Origin of the sequence: Yinghuangia aomiensis, from assembly GCF_039542225.1 — a bacterium.
In the GTDB taxonomy this organism is placed as follows: Bacteria; Actinomycetota; Actinomycetes; order Streptomycetales; family Streptomycetaceae; genus Yinghuangia; species Yinghuangia aomiensis.
In genome coordinates, this window is record NZ_BAABHS010000009.1 from 284,419 (window position 1) to 302,997 (window position 18,579).

General features: G+C 73.6%; 12 protein-coding genes. 5 read left to right on the forward strand and 7 right to left on the reverse strand.

All coding sequences use genetic code 11. The features are described from left to right. Positions 1–132: 132 nt before the first annotated feature. The 3 genes from ABEA93_RS15045 to ABEA93_RS15055 form a co-directional block, all read right to left on the reverse strand. Positions 133–2,343, reverse strand: a complete 2,211-nt coding sequence (locus tag ABEA93_RS15045) for an LCP family protein (protein ID WP_345676012.1) — start codon at positions 2,341–2,343, stop codon at positions 133–135. A gap of 276 nt (positions 2,344–2,619) precedes the next feature. Beyond that, complete coding sequence (locus ABEA93_RS15050; protein WP_345676013.1) at positions 2,620–4,272, reverse strand: LCP family protein; 1,653 nt, start codon at positions 4,270–4,272, stop codon at positions 2,620–2,622. 60 nt (positions 4,273–4,332) lie between these two features. Next, a complete protein-coding gene (locus ABEA93_RS15055) occupies positions 4,333–5,091 on the reverse strand; it encodes a TIGR03089 family protein (protein ID WP_345676014.1) in 759 nt (252 codons plus the stop codon). Positions 5,092–5,273: 182 nt separating this feature from the next. Between ABEA93_RS15055 and ABEA93_RS15060 the strand changes: the two genes are divergently transcribed. After that, the gene (locus ABEA93_RS15060; RefSeq protein WP_345676015.1) at positions 5,274–6,401 is read left to right on the forward strand and encodes a peptidoglycan recognition protein family protein; all 1,128 of its coding nucleotides are present in this window, start codon (positions 5,274–5,276) and stop codon (positions 6,399–6,401) included. 3 nt (positions 6,402–6,404) lie between these two features. Here the strand turns inward: ABEA93_RS15060 and ABEA93_RS15065 are convergent, their stop codons facing one another. Next, the gene (locus tag ABEA93_RS15065; protein WP_345676016.1) at positions 6,405–7,523 is read right to left on the reverse strand and encodes a glycosyltransferase family protein; all 1,119 of its coding nucleotides are present in this window, start codon (positions 7,521–7,523) and stop codon (positions 6,405–6,407) included. Between the two features lie 124 nt (positions 7,524–7,647). On the opposite strand from ABEA93_RS15065, the gene ABEA93_RS15070 reads away from it, so the two are divergent. Continuing rightward, positions 7,648–8,580 (forward strand): DNA-3-methyladenine glycosylase family protein, encoded by a 933-nt coding sequence (locus ABEA93_RS15070; protein WP_345676017.1) that lies wholly within the window; start codon positions 7,648–7,650, stop codon positions 8,578–8,580. Positions 8,581–8,620: 40 nt separating this feature from the next. Here the strand turns inward: ABEA93_RS15070 and ABEA93_RS15075 are convergent, their stop codons facing one another. Genes ABEA93_RS15075 through ABEA93_RS15085 form a run of 3 tightly spaced genes read right to left on the reverse strand, consistent with a single transcriptional unit; the run spans position 8,621 to position 11,482 of the window. Next, positions 8,621–9,946 carry a coenzyme F420-0:L-glutamate ligase gene (locus ABEA93_RS15075; protein ID WP_345676018.1) on the reverse strand — a complete coding sequence of 442 codons (1,326 nt, stop codon included), beginning with the start codon at positions 9,944–9,946 and terminating at the stop codon, positions 8,621–8,623. Next, positions 9,943–10,944, reverse strand: a complete 1,002-nt coding sequence (cofD, locus tag ABEA93_RS15080) for a 2-phospho-L-lactate transferase (RefSeq protein ID WP_345676019.1) — start codon at positions 10,942–10,944, stop codon at positions 9,943–9,945. The genes ABEA93_RS15075 and cofD overlap by 4 nt, the downstream gene beginning before the upstream one ends. A gap of 37 nt (positions 10,945–10,981) precedes the next feature. Beyond that, the gene (locus ABEA93_RS15085) at positions 10,982–11,482 is read right to left on the reverse strand and encodes a cysteine dioxygenase (RefSeq protein WP_345676020.1); all 501 of its coding nucleotides are present in this window, start codon (positions 11,480–11,482) and stop codon (positions 10,982–10,984) included. A gap of 1,075 nt (positions 11,483–12,557) precedes the next feature. On the opposite strand from ABEA93_RS15085, the gene ABEA93_RS15090 reads away from it, so the two are divergent. From ABEA93_RS15090 to ABEA93_RS15100, 3 genes are all read left to right on the forward strand, one after another. Next, positions 12,558–12,845, forward strand: a complete 288-nt coding sequence (locus ABEA93_RS15090) for a WhiB family transcriptional regulator (protein WP_345676021.1) — start codon at positions 12,558–12,560, stop codon at positions 12,843–12,845. Positions 12,846–13,089: 244 nt separating this feature from the next. Next, positions 13,090–16,947, forward strand: coding sequence for a glycosyltransferase family 2 protein (locus tag ABEA93_RS15095; RefSeq protein WP_345676022.1), 3,858 nt, complete (start codon positions 13,090–13,092; stop codon positions 16,945–16,947). Between the two features lie 70 nt (positions 16,948–17,017). After that, on the forward strand, positions 17,018–18,514 hold the full coding sequence (locus ABEA93_RS15100) for a DUF5719 family protein (protein ID WP_345676023.1): 1,497 nt from the start codon (positions 17,018–17,020) through the stop codon (positions 18,512–18,514). The last annotated feature ends 65 nt before the right edge of the window (positions 18,515–18,579 follow it).

Consider the following 18,579-nt stretch of genomic DNA (forward strand, 5'->3'; position numbering starts at 1 on the left):
TTCAGCATCTGAGTGGATGAAACTGTCACCCTAGTGGCCGAGTTCCCGGCCCCGGGCAACCCGTCTCGTTTCCGTGGTACGACTCCGGCCGAAATTGGCTGTTCCGGTCGGGGCTTCGTGGGTTTCCCCAGGTCATGCGCACACGTCCTGATCGACTGTGCGTCCCGTCACGGTCACGATCGGGCCACCGGAAGCACCGGGGCCCGCGGCCGGGGGCGCGCTCCCGGAGCCCGTGGGGGCAGGGCTCCCGGTCGCACTTCCGGTCGGGCTTGCGGTGGCGCTTCCGGTCGCCGACGCGGACGGGTCCGCGCCGTCCGTGGCCGGGTTGTCGCTCGCGTTGTCGCTCCCGTTGTCGGACGTGCTGTCCGTGGGGGTATCCGACGACTCGTCGGCCGCCGGGTCGGACGGCTCGTCGGTGGCCTTGCCGGTCGCTTTCCCGGTCGCCTTCCCTGTCGGCGCGCCGGTCGTCGACGTCGCCTTCGGCATCGCCGCGTCGTGGATCTCGACCGTGCCGCCCGGCTCGACGGGGGAGGCCGGGTCGGCCTTTCCGACCGCGATGCGGTCGAAGCGGATCGCGGTGAACAGCGCGTCGGCGTCCGGCTGGACGAGTTCGTCGCGGTTGTGGTCGTAGCGGTACGGCTGTCGCGGCACGGTCAGGAACGCGGACTTCTCGCTCGGGATGTCGGCCACGCTCTTGGAGAGCTTGGTGAGTTCGTCGAGCGAGTCGAGGCCCGGGTCGGCGGCGATGGAACGCGTTCCGGCGTCGAGGAGTTCGTACAGCTTGATCGGGTTGAACAGCACGCCGTTCGACTCGATCTTGTTCATCAGCGAGGCGAGGAACCGCTGTTGGCGGGTCATGCGCATCGTGTCGCTGCCGTCGTCGAGGTTCTTGCGGGCGCGCACGTAGGCCAACGACTGCTCGCCGTCGAGCGTGCGGCGCCCGGCCGGCAGGTCGAGCTTCGCCGCGCGGTCCTTCAGCGGTTCGCTCAGGCAGACTTCGACGCCGTCGACGGCGTCGACCATGTGCTTGAAGCCGGTGAAGTCGACGACGATGTGGTGGTCGATCTTCACCTGCGTCATCTGCTCGACGGTCTTGATCGTGCAGGCCGAGCCGCCGATTTCGAAGGCGTGGTTGAACTGGTCCTTGTAGGCCCGGGATTGCGTGCCGTCGTCGCGGACGCAGGAGGGGATCTGCACCATCAGGTCGCGGGGGATGCTCACCGCGACGGACGATTTACGGTCGGCGGAGAGGTGCAGGAGGATCGTCGTGTCGGAGCGCTTGGTGCCTTCGCCGATGTCGCCGTACTCGATGTTGCCGCCGGTCCGGTCGTCCGACCCCATCAGCAGGATGTTGACCGCGCCGTACGCTTCCTGCGGGACGACCGGCCGCTCCGGCCCGATCTTCATGTCCACCGCGTCGGTGGTGATCTGCCCGTCGAGCTGCCGGTAGAGGAAGTACGCCGCCGCTCCGGCCGCGGATATCAGCACCGCCATCGCCACGGCCATGCTCACCAGCACCCGCTTCCACCGCCGCCGACGACGGGAGACGGGAGTGACGGCCGGGGGCAGGAAGGCCGGGGATATGGAGAGTTCGTTCGCGGCGGCCCTGCCGACAGGCGCGGGCGCGACCGGGGGGACGGGCTCGGCGGACGATGCCACGCCGTCCCCGGCCGCCTCATCCGCCGACGCGACGCCGTCTCCGGCGGCCTCGACTGCTCCACCGGAATTCGGGGAGGCCTGCGCCGGGGCGGGGGTGGCGCCGGACTCGGCTTGATCGACCGGCTCCGCGCCGCTCGCCGCCGCGGGCTCCTCCGACGTGGTGGGCGCGGCCGCCGCGGGGGCCGAGTCACCCGACGCGGCCACCGTCGCCGCTTCGGCCGCCACCGGCCCGGAGGCGGCGATATCCGGCTGTGCTGCTGTGGATGCGTCAGCATCCGCCGAGGCGTTCCCCGCGGCTGCCCCGTGCGCGGCAGCCGCGGTTTCCTCGGCCCCCGGCATCGACTCCGTGTCGTCGGCGGCGGAGGAGCTGTCCGACGCGGCGCCGTCCTCCGCGCCCGCCTGCCCGGTCGGCGCAGGGGACTCGGCCGCGGCGGGGACCGCGTTGGCCGGTGTGTCCGTCGGCACCGGGGCTGCCCCGGCGTCACCCGCGTCGGCTTCGGCCGCCGTCTCGGCGCCGGCCGCGACGGCGTCGACCGGTCCGTTTTCGGGCTCGCCGGCGGTGGGTCGGGTCGTCGTTTCGGGCTGCGGTTGCGGGTCGGCGGTGGTGGGCTCGTCGGCGTTGCGGTTGCGGTTGCGGTTCCGCTTCGCGTTCGACGCGCCCTGATTCTTGCCGCCCTTGACCACGAGGTCTTCGCTCTCTGCCGCCCGACGTGAAAAATCGGCCCCCGTCCCGGAAATGACGCAGGTGCGAACTGCCGGTGGCCGGTGTCCAGATAGACGTGCCGTTCGACAGGGGTGTTGCACCAACGTCGCTTTATGTGGCCCAAGTCACATCACGATGCGGTGACACGCCGTGGCGTCGCTGCCTTGCCGAACGGATGCACGGTACGTTGCGCCGTTCGGGCGCCGTGACCCGGGGTCGGTTGGACTGGACCACCGCGGCATAGGCGCAGGTCGCGGTCAGGTCGCCTTGCAGATGTCCTGGTCGGCGTCGCGCGTGGCCACCTTCAGTGACGGCGCCGGGCTCGGCGGCGGGCTCGCCGGAGCCGCCGCGGGCGGCATGCCCGCGTACGAACTCCCCACGGTCAGCACCACCTGCTCCGACACCTTCCCCTCCGGCTGCACCGCGGACCCCGGCAGCGCCGCCGCCAGCGTCTTCGCCTGCTCCGCCAACGCCGGGGCGTGCTCGATCGTCGTGGCGGTGACCTGCGCCGTGCTGCCGGTCGCATCCACCACGAACCCGCGCCGCGTCAGCTCGTCGCCGACTTCGCGCGCGACCCCCGCCCGCCCGCTGCCGTTGAGGACCTTCACGTGCACCTGCGACGGATCAAGCGCCGGGACCGGGATCGGGGCGGACGCACTCGACACCGCCGGGCTCGGCGCCGCCGCCGGTGTGGCCGCCCCCGGCTTCGGCGTCCCGGCCTGCGCGGCCGGCGCCGCCGCCGGAGCCGGCCCCGGGGCCGCCCCCGCCGGCTTCTTGCCGTCGAGGTGTTCGTCCAGGTTGATCGCCTGGAACAGCCGCCGCGCGTCCGGCTGGATCGGCTCCAGCCGGTTCTTGTCGGTCGGCGAGTCCATCACCGGCACGGTCACGAACGTCATGTCGGACGTCTTGACGCCCTGCACGCTCCGCCCGAGGTCGACCAGCGCCTTCACCGAGTCGAGGCCCTCGTCCGCGCGGATCGACTTGGTCACCGCGTCCGCGAGGTCGTACATCCGCGCCGGGTTGAACAGCACCTTGCTGCTCGTCATCTGCTTGGCGAGCGACGCGATGAACGCCTGCTGCCGCTTGATGCGCCCCAGGTCGCTGCCGTTGCCGCCGAGCGACTCGTCGTGCCGCAGCCGCACGAAGTCGAGGGCTTCCTTGCCGTGCACGGTGCGCTTGCCGGCCGCGAGGCTGATCTTGCCGGTACGGTCGGCGACCGCCTGCGGCAGACAGATCTCCACGCCGCCGACCGCGTCGACCATGCCCTTGAAGCCGGAGAAGTCGACGACGATGTGGTGGTCGACCCGCAGTCCGGTCAGGCGTTCGATGGTGTTGCGGGTGCAGGCCGCGCCGCCCAGCTCGTAGGCCGAGTTGAACATCTGCCGGTTGCGCTCCGGCGACTTGTCGCCGGAGCGCGTCACGCACGGCGGCACCGTCACCATCAGGTCGCGCGGAATGCTCAGGACGACCGCCCGCTTGCGGTCCGAAGTGAGGTGCAACAGCAAGGTGGTGTCCGAGCGTTCGCCCTCGTCGCGGCCGCCGCCGAGCTGCTTGTTGGCGCCCGCCCGCGAGTCCGATCCGATGATCACCACATTGAGCGGCTTGCCCTTGCCGTTGCCGCCGACCTCGGGCCGGTCCGCGCTGAGCTTGCCTTCCACGGCGTCGGTCTGGATGTTGCCGTTGAGCTTGCGGTAGACGACGTAGGCACCCGCCGCACCGGTCACCAGCAGCAGTGCGCCGACGACCAGCAGCGGGATGAACACCTTGCGGCGGCGGTTGCGCCGGCGGCGGGCCTTGCGCGCGGCTGCCCGGCCGCCGGTGCAGGGCGCCGCGTCGGCGGCAGCGTCCGCCGCCGGTTCCGGCACCCCGTCGTCCGACGAACTCCCGGACGGAGTGCGCCTCCTGGCCATACCCCGTCCTCACCTTCCGCGCAGTTTCCCGGCGGACGGACGGAGCCGACCGACCGGGCTTCAGCCTTCGGAATCAGTGATCGTACGGGTGACGCGCTCGGTCGAAATCCGTCGTTCCCGGGCGGATTCGTCGATGAGTTCGAAGTTTCGGCACAAAACCACAGGTACGGACGCCGCGAGCGGTGCCAGCAGCCCTGCCCGCAAACCACTCGCACGAGTGAACGGCAAGGTCGACAAAAGCCGGTCGCCGGGCGCCAGCCCCCACGCCGCCGCGGACTCCGCGCCGGCGTCCGCGGCCTCCGCCCCGGTGAGGGTGCGGCCGTCGATCTCCAGCGCCGGGTCGTCCGCGCTCGGCGGCACGTACGGCACGAACCGGTCGCCGAACCCGGGCACCTCGACCGCGTAATCGCGGTAGCCCTCCGGCGGTGCCGCGAACCGGGCGCCCAGCGGCCGCAGCGACAGCCCGACCCGCTCGCCCGGGCAGGCCAGCCCGCGCTCCAGCGCGTCCGGCCCGGCGACCACCACGTCGGCCCGTGCCGGGTCGCCGTCCGGCACCGCGACCGCCCCGACCGACCAGCACGCCAGCAGCCACACCTGGGTCTGCCAGTGCGCGGGCAGCAGCAGCGCGACGCGGTCGCCGGGCTCGACGGAGAGTTCGTCCTGGAGGTAGTTGGCGGTCTTGCTCACCCAGTTGTCGAAGGTGACGACGGACAGCTCGACGCGCTCGCCGGTGGCGTCGTCGTAGAACGTGGTGAAGGGCCGTGTCCCGTCCGAGGCGAGGGCGGAGCGGAGCAGGGTGACGGGAGTGGTGTCGGACATGGGCTCACTGTACGGAGCGGACGATGCGGCGGACGCGCGGCGTCCCCAGGCCTGTGGACAACCCGGCTCAATGCGAGCCCACGCCCCACAACTCCATCCGAGTGGCCTTCGCCGGTTCAGCACTAAGCCCCGCCTGCCGAGGAACACACACAAGACCCTCGCCCCGACCACGAAAGGCCACCGTGCTCCCCGGCTCCACCGCGCGCCCCGCCCGAAACCGCCTCCGCCCGCTCGCCGCAGCCGCGGCCCTGGCGCTCACCCTCCTCGCCGCCCCCGCCGCGGCGACCCCCGAGACCGCCCCCGCCCGCACCGCGGGCACCACCCACACCGTCCCCCTCCAGGGCATCGCCCGCGACGCCCCCGCGGGCGAGGGCCGCACCATCGCGGTAATCCCCCGCACCCCCACCCGCGCCTTCTCCCTCGCGGGCATCTCCTGGGACGACCCGGCCGCGGATCCCCGCCTCGTCGTCACCCTCCGCACGAAGTCCCAAGGAAAATGGGGCTCTTGGCGCACCATCCGGACCACCGGCGACCGTCTGGCCGACACCGCCCGCCGTGGCGCGTCCGAACCGCTGTGGATGGGCCGCTCCGACGCCGTCCAAGCCCGCGTCGGCCTGCTGTCCGGCGACGTCCCGCGCGGCCTGCGCCTCGAACTCGTCGACCCGGGCGTCGCGTCCGTGGACGGCAAAGTCCGCTCGCGCGGCGCCGGAAGCCGCCCGGCGATCGTCAGCCGCGCCGCGTGGGGCGCCGACGAGTCCCTGCGCGAAGCCGACTTCAAGTACACGGACACCGTCAAGGTGGTCTTCGTCCACCACACTGCGGACAGCAACACCTACAGCTGCGCCGACTCGCCCGCCGTCCTGCGCTCCATCTACCGCTACCACGTGAAGACCAACGGCTGGTCGGACATCGGCTACAACTTCCTCGTCGACCGCTGCGGCACGATCTTCGAAGGCCGCGCGGGCGGCGTCGACAAGGCCGTCCGCGGCGCGCACACGCTCGGGTTCAACACCGACAGCATGGGCGTCGCGGCGATCGGCACCTATACCGACACGGCCCCGCCCGCCCCGCTCCTCGAAGGCCTGACCCGGGTCATCGCGTGGAAGCTCGGCATGTACGGCCGCAACCCGCTCGGCCAGGACCAGCTCACCTCCGGCGACAGCGCCAGCCGGTTCGCCGCGGGGACGAACGTCCGCTTCAACGTGGTCAGCGGCCACCGCGACGCCTTCGTCACCGAATGCCCCGGCCAGGCGCTCTACGACAACCTGCCGCGCCTCCGCCGCGGCGCCGCGAAGGCCCTCGGCACGTGACCGTCAGCCGCCCACGCTCTTCCCCACCATCCGCTCCAACCGCTCCACCAGCGGCTCCACCACCGCCTGCGCGGTGAACCGCTCGCGCGCCAAGTCCGCCGCCGCGGCGCGCAGCCGCCCGACCTCGGCCGGGTGCGCGGTGAGCCGACGCAACGTGTCGGCGAGCGCATCCGGGTTCCCCGCCGGAACGAGCCGCGCCGCGCCGCCCAGCAGCCGGTGCTGGGGCGCGGTGTCCGACGTGACGACCGCACATCCCGCCGCCGCGCCCTGGAACACCTTGTTCGGCACCACCCGCAGCGCCTTCGCCCCGGTGCCGAACACCCCCAGGCACACGTCGTGCCCGGCGACCAGCCGCGGAAGATCGGCGGCGGGCACGTCGGCCTGCCAGCGCACCCGCGGATCCTGCCCCACCAGGTCGCGGGTGCGCTGGAGCTGGAGACCGCGGCCGACCATCGTGACCGCGATCGGATAACCGTCGAGCTGGCGGAGCGCACCGCCGATCACCGGCGCGCCCTGCACAGGGGAGAACAGGCCGAACGCGACGACCCGCAGCGGCGCGTCCGGCGCCCCCGCGGCCGGCGCCGCCGGCCCGGCACCCACGTGCCGCCCCGCGTCGAACCACTGCGGCGCCGCGCCGATCGGCACCACGATCGTCCGCTCCCGCCGGTCCGGCGGAAGCACCCGCCGGTGCTCTTCGGTGCCCACGAGCACCAGGTCGGCGGCCCGCAGCGCGGCGCGCTCGACCCGCATCGCCCAGCGCAGCGCGGCGCGCGGTGCCTGCCCGACCCGGTCGGCGACGTCGTCCACGCTCTCCAAGTGGTCGAGCACCAAAGGCGTGCGCGGGAACAGCCGCCGGGCGGCCTGAATGTCGACGCGGCCTTGGTACCCGCACAGGATGACATCGGGTTTCGGCAAACGGCGTGCCCGCACGGCGAGTTCGGCGAGTCTCGCGGCGTGCGCGGGCCGCCCTCGAGGTCTGCGGTCCCGGCTGGGCGCGTCCGTAGGCCGCAACGGCGCATTGCAGACGACGACGTCGACCCCCTGGCGTTGCAGGCCCTCGGAGAGGATCCCGACCCGGGGGTGCACGGTCGTGTCGTACGTGCCGAACACCATGACCCGCATAAGCCGATTGTGCGCAGCGTGACGGGCCTTGCACCAGATGTAGGGGGAGCCCGATGTTACGGTGGCGCGGGCTCGCGCGCGGACGGGCCGCCGCGAGCGGGACCAAAAAGGGAAGAGGACGGGTATGGCGACGACGCACGCCGCGGCGCTCACCCGCACCTTCCGCCCCGCCTACGAGCTGGACCTGCGGCTCACCCTGGGGCAGTTGCAGCGCGGCCACAGCGACCCGACGTACCGCGTCGCGGCCGACGGCGCCGTGTGGCGCAGCGCCCGCACCCCCGACGGCCCCTGCTCGCTGCGCATCACCGCGCGCCGCGACACGGGCGAGGTCACCGGGGAGGCGTGGGGCCCGGGCGCCGCGTGGCAGCTCGACCGGCTGCCCGCCCTGCTGGGCGCCGACGACGACCCGGCGGCGTTCCCGTCGCACCACCACCCGCAGATCCACGACGCGTTCCGCTCCCGCCGCGGCCTGCGGATGCCCCGCACCGGACTCGTCCTCGCCGCGCTGATCCCGTCGATCCTGGAGCAGAAGGTCACCACGATCGAGGCGCGCAAGGCCTTCCGCCTGCTCGTCCTGTGGTACGGCGAACCCGCGCCCGGCCCGGCACCCGACGGCCTCCGCGTCATCCCCGACGCGGCCACCTGGTCGCGCATCCCCACCTGGGACTGGCACCGCGCGGGCGTCGACCACAAGCGGTCCCGCACCATCATGGAAGCCCTGCGCGTGGCCCCGGCCCTGGAACGCACCGCACCCCTCGCCAACGCCGAGGCGTCCCGGCTGCTCAAGTGCGTCCCGGGCATCGGCGTCTGGACCACCGCGGAAACCATGCAGCGCTCGCACGGCGACCCCGACGCGCTCTCCGTCGGCGACCTCCACCTGGCCAAGCAGGTCTGCTACGCCCTCACCGGCACCCCGGGCGACGACGCGCGCATGCTCGACCTCCTGGAGCCCTACCGGGGCCACCGCCACCGCGCGGCCCTGCTGCTCCGCATGACCGGCCCGCGCACGCCCCGGCGAGCCCCGCGGTTCGCCCCGCGGGACTACAGCCGGATCTGACTCGGACCGGGCCCGAAGCAGGCCCGGGCCCGAAGGGGCGTCAGCGCACCACGATCACGTCGTCCGCTGTCCGCTCCGGCCGCTCGCGCGGCGGTTCGGCCGGGTGGCCGATGGCGACGGCGCCCATCGGGTCCCACGTGTCGGGGAGTCCGAGGGCGGTGCGGACGGTGTCGCGGCAGAACATCGTCGAGGAGATCCACGCCGAGCCCAAGTCCTCGGCGGTCAGCGCGATCAGCAGGTTCTGCACCGCGGCGCCCGCGGAGACGACGAACATCTCCCGCTCGGCGGCGGAGCGTTCGGCATCCGGGTAGGCGTGCGCACCGTCGGCGACCAGGCACGGCACCGCGATGTACGGCGCCTTGCGCAGCAAGTCGCCGCGGGACACCCGGCGTTCGATCGCGTCCTCGGCCAAGCCGTCGGCACGCAGGTCGGCGATCCACTCGTCCCGCATCGCGTCGAGCAACTCGGCGCGTGACGACGGGGATTCGAGGAGGACGAAGCGCCACGGCACGGTGTGGTGCGGCGCCGGTGCGGTGACCGCCGCGGCCACCGCGCGCCGCACCGCCGCCGGATCGACCGGCTCGGCGGTGAACGCCCGGATGGTGCGCCGGGCTTCGACCGCGCGGCGGGCGCCCTCGCGAAGCGCGTCGTCGGTGCCGAGGCGGAACATGTCGTCCGCGGAACTGCGCACCATCGCGCGGATCCCGGCGCCGTCCTCGTCCGTCACCAAGTGCTCAAGGCCGCGCACCACCGCGACCGGGACCGCACCCGCCTTGCCCTTGACCAGCTCGGCCGCGGACGCGAGTTCGTCGACGATCGCGGTGACGGTGACGGCGAGTTCGTTGCCGTGCGTGTCGCTGCGGCCGCGGTGGTCGTCGAGCGCGTCGAGGCCGGCGACGCCGATTGCGACGTCGGTCAGCCCGGTCCGCCACGGCCGGCCGAAGGTGTCGCTGACGACCACGCCGATCCGCACTCCGGCCCGGGACCGCAGCCCCGCCCGCAGCGCCCGCGCCGACACGTCGGAGTCCTCGGGCAGGAGCAGCAGCGTGCCCGGCTCGGTATTGGACGCGTCCACGCCCGCCGCCGCCATGACGAACCCGTGCCGGGTCTCCACGATCCGGGTGCTGCCGCGGCGGGCGACCACCCGGACGGCCTCGGAGTCGATGACCTTGTCGCGGTCGACCCCGCGCAGCAGCCGGCCTTCCGCCTTGCTCACGATCTTGGACGTGACGACCAGGATGTCGCCGTCGCGCAGCCCCGGCCCCGCGGCCGCGGCGTCGGCGATCAGCGCGGCGAGGTCGTCGCCTTCCCGGACCTCCGGAATGCCCGGCAGCCCGAGGACCTGGTAGCCCGGCGGCGGCGTCACGCGCCGGCCTCCCCGGCGGCCCGCACCTCGGCGGCCATGTCGAGCGCGGCGCGCGCCATCGCGGCGGTCGCCTCGACGTCGGTCATCATCAGCGGGATCGCGCGGCAGCGGATCCCGGCCTCCTCGACGGGCGCGACCGCGTCCGCGTCGGTGGCGTCCACGAGCCAGCCGTCCAGCAGGCCCGGCCCGTAGTGCTTGGCGACCGCGACCGCGGACGTCTCGACGCCGACCGCTTCCAACACCTTGTCCGCCATGCCGCGCACCGGCGCGCCGCCGACGATCGGGGACAGCCCGACGACCGGCGCGGACGCCTCGACCAGCGCGTCCCGGATCCCCGGCACGCCCAGAATGGTCCCGATGCTCACCACCGGGTTCGACGGCGGGAACAGGATGACGTCGGCTTCCGCGATCGCCGCGAGCACGCCCGGCGCCGGCTTGGCCTCTTCGATGCCCACCGGCACGATCGCGTGCGCGGTCACCGAAGCACGGTGCTTGACCCAGTACTCCTGGAAGTGGATCGCGCGGCGCACGCCCGGGTGCTCGGCGTCCTCGCCCAGTTCCGCGGTGTCGACGACGACGTGCGTCTCGACCCGGTCGTCGGACATCGGGATGAGCCGCACGCCCGGCTGCCACCGCGCGCACAGTGCCTCGGTCACCGCGCTGAGCGGGTAGCCGGCGCTCATCATCTGGGTCCGCACGATGTGCGTCGCATAGTCGCGGTCGCCGAGGCCGAACCAGGTCGGCTCGACGCCGTACTCGGCCATTTCCGCGCGGATGCTCCACGTCTCGTCGCGGCGGCCCCAGCCCTGTTCCTCGTTGATGCCCTCGCCGAGGGTGTACATCACAGTGTCCAGGTCGGGGCACACCTTGAGCCCGAACAGGTGGATGTCGTCGCCGGTGTTGCCGACGACGGTGATGTCCGCCTGGGGTTCCGCTGCCTTGAGGCCACGCAGGAACCGAGCTCCGCCGATCCCGCCGGCCAGTACCACGATGCGCATGGCGACAGTCTCGCAGGCCCGGGGCGCGGCGCGGCGGTCAGCCCGCCACCGGCACCGCTTCGGCGGCGGTGCGGACCCCGTCGTGCGGCGTCATCGCGGTCAGGCGCGGCGCGTACACGTGCACGCTCACCGCGGGTTCGGTCCCCATATTGGTGATCGCGTGCACCGCGCCCGGTCCGGAGACGCGTGTGACGCCCGGCCGCAGGACGCGTTCGCCGGACCCGGCCTGCTCGTGGAGTTCGCCGGAGACGACGGCGAACACGCCCGCGGACCCGCCGTGGTCGTGGGCGCCGGTGCCCTGGCCGGGCAGCCAGCTGAGCAGCCACACCTCGTGGTCGTCGGCGGAGTGCAGCAGGCGGTACCAGCGGGAGACCGGGTCGAAGCCGACGGTGTGCGGTGCCGCGGCGACCTCGGCGGCGTACCGGGCGGCGAGGCCGGCGAGGCGGCCGACGCCGGTGCGGACGGGCGGTGCGGTGGGCAGGGCCAGGGTGGCAGGGGCGGCGAGCGGGTCGCCGGCGACCGTGATGTCACTCGACATGCGCGGGAAGTCCTCGGGAGCGGGGGTGCGGCGGAGGCCGCACGGAACAGCGGACGGGAGCGGCGGACCGGACAGCGGTCCGCGGGAAGCTGCGGCGAGGGACGCGCGGTACGGCCGGGAACCTGCGGGACGGCCGCGGCCGGCACGGATGGCGCCGGAGACCGGAGGCGATCACCGCGGGGGAGAACCGGAAGGATGGGCCGGTGGAACACCCGGTCCCGGTCACCGCCTGCGCGGCGAGGGCGGACGGAAGAAGCCGCGCCCTCAGCTCGTACAGCAGGGAGACATACAGGACCGGCAACACAGCGCAGCGGCGGTCCCGCGGACGTCGGCGGGGCGACTCCGGAGCGGCATGCGGTGTGCGGACATGCCGAAAAGGACACCCGCTTCGGGGTGCCGCTGTCAACTCGGGATGGCCCGTACGGGGGTGTCCTACGCCCCGAGTCCCCGATTCGGGTGAGATTCCGCCCCACAGGATTGAAGACAGGGTTGAAATAGAGGGGCATGGGGGACTGATTCCTGACATGCCGCGCATACCGGCGCCTGCCACGGCCGCCGGAAGCGGCAACCGGTTGTCCGGAAAACGACCGGTGGCAAGCGGGTCGAACTGCCGTACGCGCACCGAAACTCCGGGGAACTCCGCGCAACCCCAGGCAAGTCCGCGGATCCCCAAGCAACTCCGCAGATGCTCGCGGAACTCGGCGTCTTCCGAAAACGGCTGTGACGTCGGTCATTCCGGTGAGATTTTCCGCGGAAGCGGGGAACCCTGGTGGGCGCGCGGCGCGTAGGTCCATTACGAGTCGGCATCGTCCGGTTGGCCCGAAGGTCCCTCCGGAGGGCGCCGGCACAGTCCTCGGACGTGGGGCGGAAACTCGGGGTTGATAGATATGTCCGAGTTTGATGCAATACGTCCAACCCGTGGGGTCGGTGTGGTCCCGGGGGGTGAATCCGGGCCCCAATAGCAGAGCCTGGCTTGACGGGACAGTAATGACGCGCTTGTAATTTCACACAGGCTGGGACCGTCGCCGGTAACGGCTTAATAACGGGGACGTAAAAAGGGTCGAGGAGGCACGCGATGGGCGAGCTGTTGCAGCTCCTGGTCGATGAAGGCGTCATGGAGGGCGTGGAGGGGCTGGCGGAGGAGGAACTCACCTGGCAGGAACGGGCCCTGTGCGCCCAGACCGACCCCGAGTCCTTCTTTCCGGAAAAGGGCGGTTCGACCCGCGAGGCCAAGAAGGTCTGCTTCTCCTGCGAGGTTCGCGACGAATGCCTTGAATACGCCCTCGCCAACGACGAGCGTTTCGGCATCTGGGGCGGACTCTCCGAACGCGAACGACGCCGGTTGAAGAAGCGCGCGGTCTGACCCGCCGCCGGACCGCGGACCGCCGCTGATTCCGCCGCCGCAAGGCCGCCGAATCCCCGGCACACCCCCCGCGCGGTCCGTGCTCAGGGCGTCGTGCCCGACCAGCCCGGAACACCTGCCGTACCGGGCCGGCATCGGAGACCGACCGGGAGTGGCTCCCGTCGTCGCGTAGTGTGGGCCCGTCCAGCCGGGTGCTGGATGATCACCGCCGTCGCTCCCGAGCCTCCCGGGGTCCTTAGCCCTGATGCCACTTTTCACGCAACAGTCGGCCTATACCCACGCGCCGGCATATCCGAGACATGTCGTCACCGCGATCCTCGTCGCCCACGACGGGGCGCGCTGGCTCCCCGGCACCCTGACCGGAATCCTCGGCCAGGAACGCCCGGTTCAGCGCGTCGTCGCGGTGGACACCGGAAGCACCGACGCCACCCCGCGGCTGCTCGAGGACGCCCTCGGGCCGGCCTCGGTGATGAGCGCCGGCCGCCGCACCTCCTTCGGGGCCGCGATCGCCGAAGCCGTCCGCACCGTCCCGGTCGCCGACGAAGCGTCCCTGCCGTACAGCATCGACGGGTACGCGCCCGGCGCCGACCCGTACGGCCCCGACGCGTTCGGCGGCGACGACTACCTCAGTCCCCGCTCCGGCGAACTCGTCGAATGGCTCTGGCTGCTGCACGACGACAGCGAACCCGCGCCGGACGCGCTGCACCTCCTGCTGCGCGCCGCCGACGAACTCCCGTCCGCCGGCGTCCTCGGCCCCAAGATCCGCAGCTGGTACGACCGCCGCCAACTCCTCGAAGTCGGCACCACGATCGCGCGCAGCGGCCGCCGCTGGACCGGACTCGAACGCCGCGAACAAGACCAAGGCCAGCACGACGCCGTACGCGGCGTGCTCTCCGTCGGCAGCGCCGGCATGCTGGTCCGCCGCGACGTATGGGAGCAACTCGGCGGTTTCGACAAGCGCCTCGCCTTCGGCCGCGACGACACCGACTTCGGCTGGCGCGCCAACGCCGCCGGCCACCGCGTCGTCGTCGTCCCCGAAGCCGTCGTGCTGCACGCCGAGGCGGCCACCCGCGAACGCCGCCCCATCGACTGCGCCCCCAACCACCCGCACCGGGTCGACCGCGCGGGCGCCGTCTACACCCTCCTCGCCAACGCCACCGGCAAAACCCTGCCGCTCGTCTGGCTGCGCCTCTTCTTCGGCACCTTCCTCCGCGCCCTCGGCTACCTCGTCGGCAAGCTGCCCCGCATGGCGCTCGACGAATTCCTGGGCGTCTACAAGGTCTTGCTGCGGCCCGACGCGATCATCGCCGGACGCCACAAGCGTTCCCGCACACGTGTCGCCGCCGACGCCGAATTCCGCGACCTCTTCCCGCCCCGCGGCGCGGGCATCCGGCACGCCGTCGACACGCTGTTCGGCAACATCAGCCGCCGCGTCGAACCCGAAGGCGCCCGCGCCCGGCAGAGCGTGCTGGAAAGCGGACCCACGTCCGAGGACGCCGACGACCTCCAGGTCGAGAACTTCGCCCGGCTGCGCGCCGTCGTGCAGCGCCCGGGCATCGCGCTGGCCGCCGGGCTGGTACTCGTCACCCTCCTCGCCGCCCGCGACGTGCTGAGCGGCGGCGACCTCGTCGGCGGCGCGCTGCTGCCCGCCCCCGACTCCGCCGCCGACCTGTGGCACCGCTTCACCGAGTCCTGGCACGGCGTCGGCCTCGGCGGCAACGACGCCGCACCCCCTTACCTCGCCCTCGTCGCGGGCCTGGGCACGCTGCTGTTCGGCAGCGCGTCCGCCGCGGTGAGCGTGCTGCTCATCGGCAGCGTCCCGCTCGCCGGCATCAGCGCCTACCTGAGCGGCCGCAAGCTCGTCCCGAACAAGCCGGTCCGCGCCTGGGCCGCCGCGGCGTACGCGCTCATGCCCGTCGCCACCGGCGCGATCGCCGCCGGACGCCTCGGCACCGCGGTTGTCCTCGTCCTCGCCCCGATCGTCGCCCGCGGTCTCGCGGTCACCGCCGGCCTCGGCGGCCAGCCCGGCACGTGGCGCGCCGCGTGGGCCACCGCCCTCGCCGTCGCCGCGGCCACCGCGTTCGTCCCGCTTTCGTGGGTGTTCGTCGTGGTGCTCGCCGTCGCCGCGCTGCCCGCCGCGGTCGTCGCCGGACGCCTCGGCGCCGGCCTCGTGCTGCGCCTCGCCGTCGTGGTCGTCGTCCCGCTGCTGCTCCTCATGCCGTGGACGCCCGTGATGTTCGGCGGCGACCGGCTCTTCCTCGAACCCGGCCTCACCCCGGACGGCCTCGCCGAACGCGGCACCAGCCCGGTCGGCCTCCTGTTCCTCGACCCCGGCGGCCCCGGCACGCTTCCGGCGGTGCTCGGCGCGGGCATCCTGCTCGCCGCGCTCGCCGCACTGCTGCGCGACTCCCGCCGCACCGCGGTCCTGGCAGGCTGGGCCGCCGCCGCGGTCGGCCTGATCGGCGCGGTCGCGATCAGCCGCATGGAGGTGACCGCCCCCGCCGACGGGCACGCGGTCGCCGCTTGGCCGGGCCTCGCCACCGTCGTGGTCGGGCTCGGCTACCTCGCCGCCGCCGCGGTCGGCGCCGAAGACGCCCGCGCCCGGGTCGCCGCCAGCAGCTTCGGCTGGCGCCAACCCGCCGCCGTCGTGGTCGCCGTGGTCGCCGCACTCACCCCGGTCGCCGCGGCCGGCTGGTGGATGTGGCAGGGCGCCGACGGTCCGGTGTCCCGCAAGGACGGCCCCTACGTCCCGGCGTTCGTCGCCTCCGACAACTCCACCGCCGACCGCGCCCGCACCCTCGTGCTGCGCACCGACCCGGGCGGCGCCGTCCGTTCGGTGCTGGTCCGGGGCAGCGGCGTGTACCTCGGCGACCCGGACGTGGCGCCGGAAGCGAAGAAGGCCAAGGTCTTCGACGACTACGTCGCCGCGTTCCTGTCCGGCACCGGCAGCGCCGACACGGCCGGCCTGTCCGACTTCGCGGTCCGCTACGTGCTCGTCCAGGCGCCCGCCGACCCGGCGCTGGTCGCCCGGCTCGACGGCACCCCCGGCCTGGTCCGCAAGTCCTCGGAACACGGCACCCCGCTCTGGCGGGTCGAAGGCACCAACGCCCGTGCCGTGATCGAGAACCCGGACGGCGCGAGCTTCCCGCTCTCGTCGACCGACGACGGCGTGTCCACCCGCATCGACCCGGGCCCCGACGGCCGCGTCCTGCGGCTCGCCGAACGCGCCGACTCCGGCTGGAAAGCGACCCTCGACGGCAAGCCGCTGACCGTCCACAAGGGCGACGCCGGCGACTGGGGGCAGCAGTTCACGCTCCCCGCCGGCGGCGGCCGCCTGTCCCTCACCCACGAAAGCGGCGGCCGCGGCATGTGGCTCGCCGCCGAAGGCCTGCTGCTGCTCGTCGTCGTGGTCCTCGCGCTGCCCGCGCGGCGCCGCGGCAACGACGACGACATGCCCGACAGCCCCGCCGCGGTCGGTGCGGGCGCGGCCGAGTCCGCGGTGTCCGCGAGCCTGCCGGGCGGCGGACGCCGCGCCCGGCGCGAAGCCGCCGCAGCGGAAGCGGCCGCCGAAGCCGCCGGCGTGCCCGCCCCGGAGCCCGGCGGAGTGCCGCCGGAGTCTCCCGCGGAGACCACCGGATCGCTGTTCGTGCCGGCCCAGCAGGGCGGCACCGGAACCGCGGACGACCAGGACGACGACTGGGACCTCGGCCAGTACGCGCGCGGTTTCCAGCCGCGCGAAACGCCGATGCCGGGCGACTCCGGCTACCCGGAGCAGCCCGGCCAGGACGCCGGCTACGGCGACTACGGTTCGGCGCCTTACGCCCCCGTTCCGGACGGCTACGGCCAGTCCGGCGGCTACGACGGCGCGGGCTACGAGCAGAACGCCTACCCGGGCGGCGGCTACGACCCGAACACGTACGACCCGACCGCCTACCCGCAGCAAGGCGGCTACAGCTCCGGCGAATACGCGGCGTACGACCCGCAGACCGGCGCCCCCGTCTGGCCGCAGCAGCCCCCGCAGGAGCCTCAGCAGCAGACGGGGGCCGACACGCCGTGGCCGCCGCCCCCGCAGCAGCCCCCGCACCCGGGGAGCGGCCGATGACGGCCCGCGTCCGGCGCGTGCCCGCGCGCCGCCCCGGCACCCCGCAGCCGCACCGACCCGGAGGCCGCCGGTGAAGCGCACCACCCTGTCCCTGGTCGTCGTGGTCGCCGTGCTGGCCCTCGTCGTCGGGTTCGCGACGATGACCAAGCCGTCCGCGGGCCACGCCACCGAGGCCAAGCCCCGGCAGGTGCCCATCCAGCGGACCGACGCGGTGTGCCCGCAGGTCCGCGCCAACCCGGGCGCGTCCACCGTCTACACCGCCTACACCCCGGCGTCCGCGTCCGCGGGTGCCGGGGCGGGCGAGGCGACGCTGACCGAACTCGCCGACCGCACCAAGGTGCGCGGCAAGGCCGACGCCGTCGGCCGTCCGGTCTCGCTGCCCGTGGACACCGCGGAGAACCCGCCGCTGGGGTGGACGGCGTCCGGCTCGTTCGCTGCGGGCTTCGCGGCCCAGTCCACGACCCGGCTCGCCACCGGGACGGGCCGCGGCCTGTCCGGCGCAGTGTGCGAAACGCCGGGCACCGACGAGTGGTTCGTGGGGACGTCGACGGCGCCCAACCGCGAGTCGTACCTGTACCTGGCCAACAGCACCAACGTCGGCGCGCAGGTCGACGTCGAACTGTACGGCCCGGACGGCGCCATCCAGATCGACGGCGTCCGCAGCATGACGTTCGCGCCCGGCGAGGCGCAGAACATCCGGCTGGACACCCTCAAGGCCGGTCTGCCGGTCGCCACGGTGCACGTCGTCGCCCGCACCGGCCGCATCGCCGCCGCCGTCCGCGACACGCAGGGTGCCACGGGCAGCGACTGGCTTCCGCAGGCGGGGCAGCCTGGGCGCTCGTTCGTCGTGCCGGGCCTGCCCGCGGACGCGTCGAGCGTGAAGCTCACCGTGTTCGGCGCCAGCGACACCGACACCGAGGTAGGTGTCGAAATCATCGGCAAGGCCAGCACGTTCAAGCCGGCCGGCTTCGAGTCGGTGACGGTCAAGCGCGGCGAGGTCAAGGAGCTGGACCTGGGTCCGATCACCCAGGGCGAGGCGGGCGCGCTCAAGCTGACCGCGGCCCGGGCGGACGTGCTGGTCGGCGTCCGCGTGGTGCGCGGGAGCGGCGACAACACCGACGCGGCGTTCCTCGCCGGGACGCCGTCCCTCGGCGGCCGCGGCGTGGTGGCCGACAACCGCGCGGGCGGCGCGTTCACCGACACGGTGTTCCTGACGGCTCCTCAGGGGGCCGCGAAGGTCCGCCTCACCGCCGCCGCGGGCGGCGACCCGGCGACCGCTGACGTGGACGTCCCGGCGGGCACCACCGTCGCGGTTCCGGCGCCGGTCCCGGCCGGTGCCGGGCAGTTCGCGCTGAGCATCGAGCCGCAGCCCGGCTCGGGCCCGGTGCACGCGGCCCGCATGATCAACGAACAGGCCGACAAAATCCCGATGTTCACGATCCAGGGGAGCAGCCCCGCCCGCGAGACGGTCGACCTGCCGACGGTGCGCGGCGACCTGACCATCATGGTGCGGGAACCGAACAGCACGCCGGCCACCACGGCCACGCCGACCGCGCCGGCCAAGTAGGCCCCGCTCGAACCGTCATCGTGCCGCGCCGGTCCCGCACGGGGCCGGCGCGGTTCGTCTGTCCG

What these genes read in the sequence shown, in the direction of transcription:
- ABEA93_RS15050 (WP_345676013.1), bottom strand. Translation starts at nt 4,272, where the DNA reads ATGGCCAGGAGGCGCACTCCGTCCGGGAGTTCGTCGGACGACGGGGTG.
- ABEA93_RS15055 (WP_345676014.1), bottom strand. Translation starts at nt 5,091, where the DNA reads ATGTCCGACACCACTCCCGTCACCCTGCTCCGCTCCGCCCTCGCCTCG.
- ABEA93_RS15065 (WP_345676016.1), bottom strand. Translation starts at nt 7,523, where the DNA reads ATGCGGGTCATGGTGTTCGGCACGTACGACACGACCGTGCACCCCCGG.
- ABEA93_RS15070 (WP_345676017.1), top strand. Translation starts at nt 7,648, where the DNA reads ATGGCGACGACGCACGCCGCGGCGCTCACCCGCACCTTCCGCCCCGCC.
- cofD (WP_345676019.1), bottom strand. Translation starts at nt 10,944, where the DNA reads ATGCGCATCGTGGTACTGGCCGGCGGGATCGGCGGAGCTCGGTTCCTG.
- ABEA93_RS15085 (WP_345676020.1), bottom strand. Translation starts at nt 11,482, where the DNA reads ATGTCGAGTGACATCACGGTCGCCGGCGACCCGCTCGCCGCCCCTGCC.
- ABEA93_RS15090 (WP_345676021.1), top strand. Translation starts at nt 12,558, where the DNA reads ATGGGCGAGCTGTTGCAGCTCCTGGTCGATGAAGGCGTCATGGAGGGC.
- ABEA93_RS15095 (WP_345676022.1), top strand. Translation starts at nt 13,090, where the DNA reads ATGCCACTTTTCACGCAACAGTCGGCCTATACCCACGCGCCGGCATAT.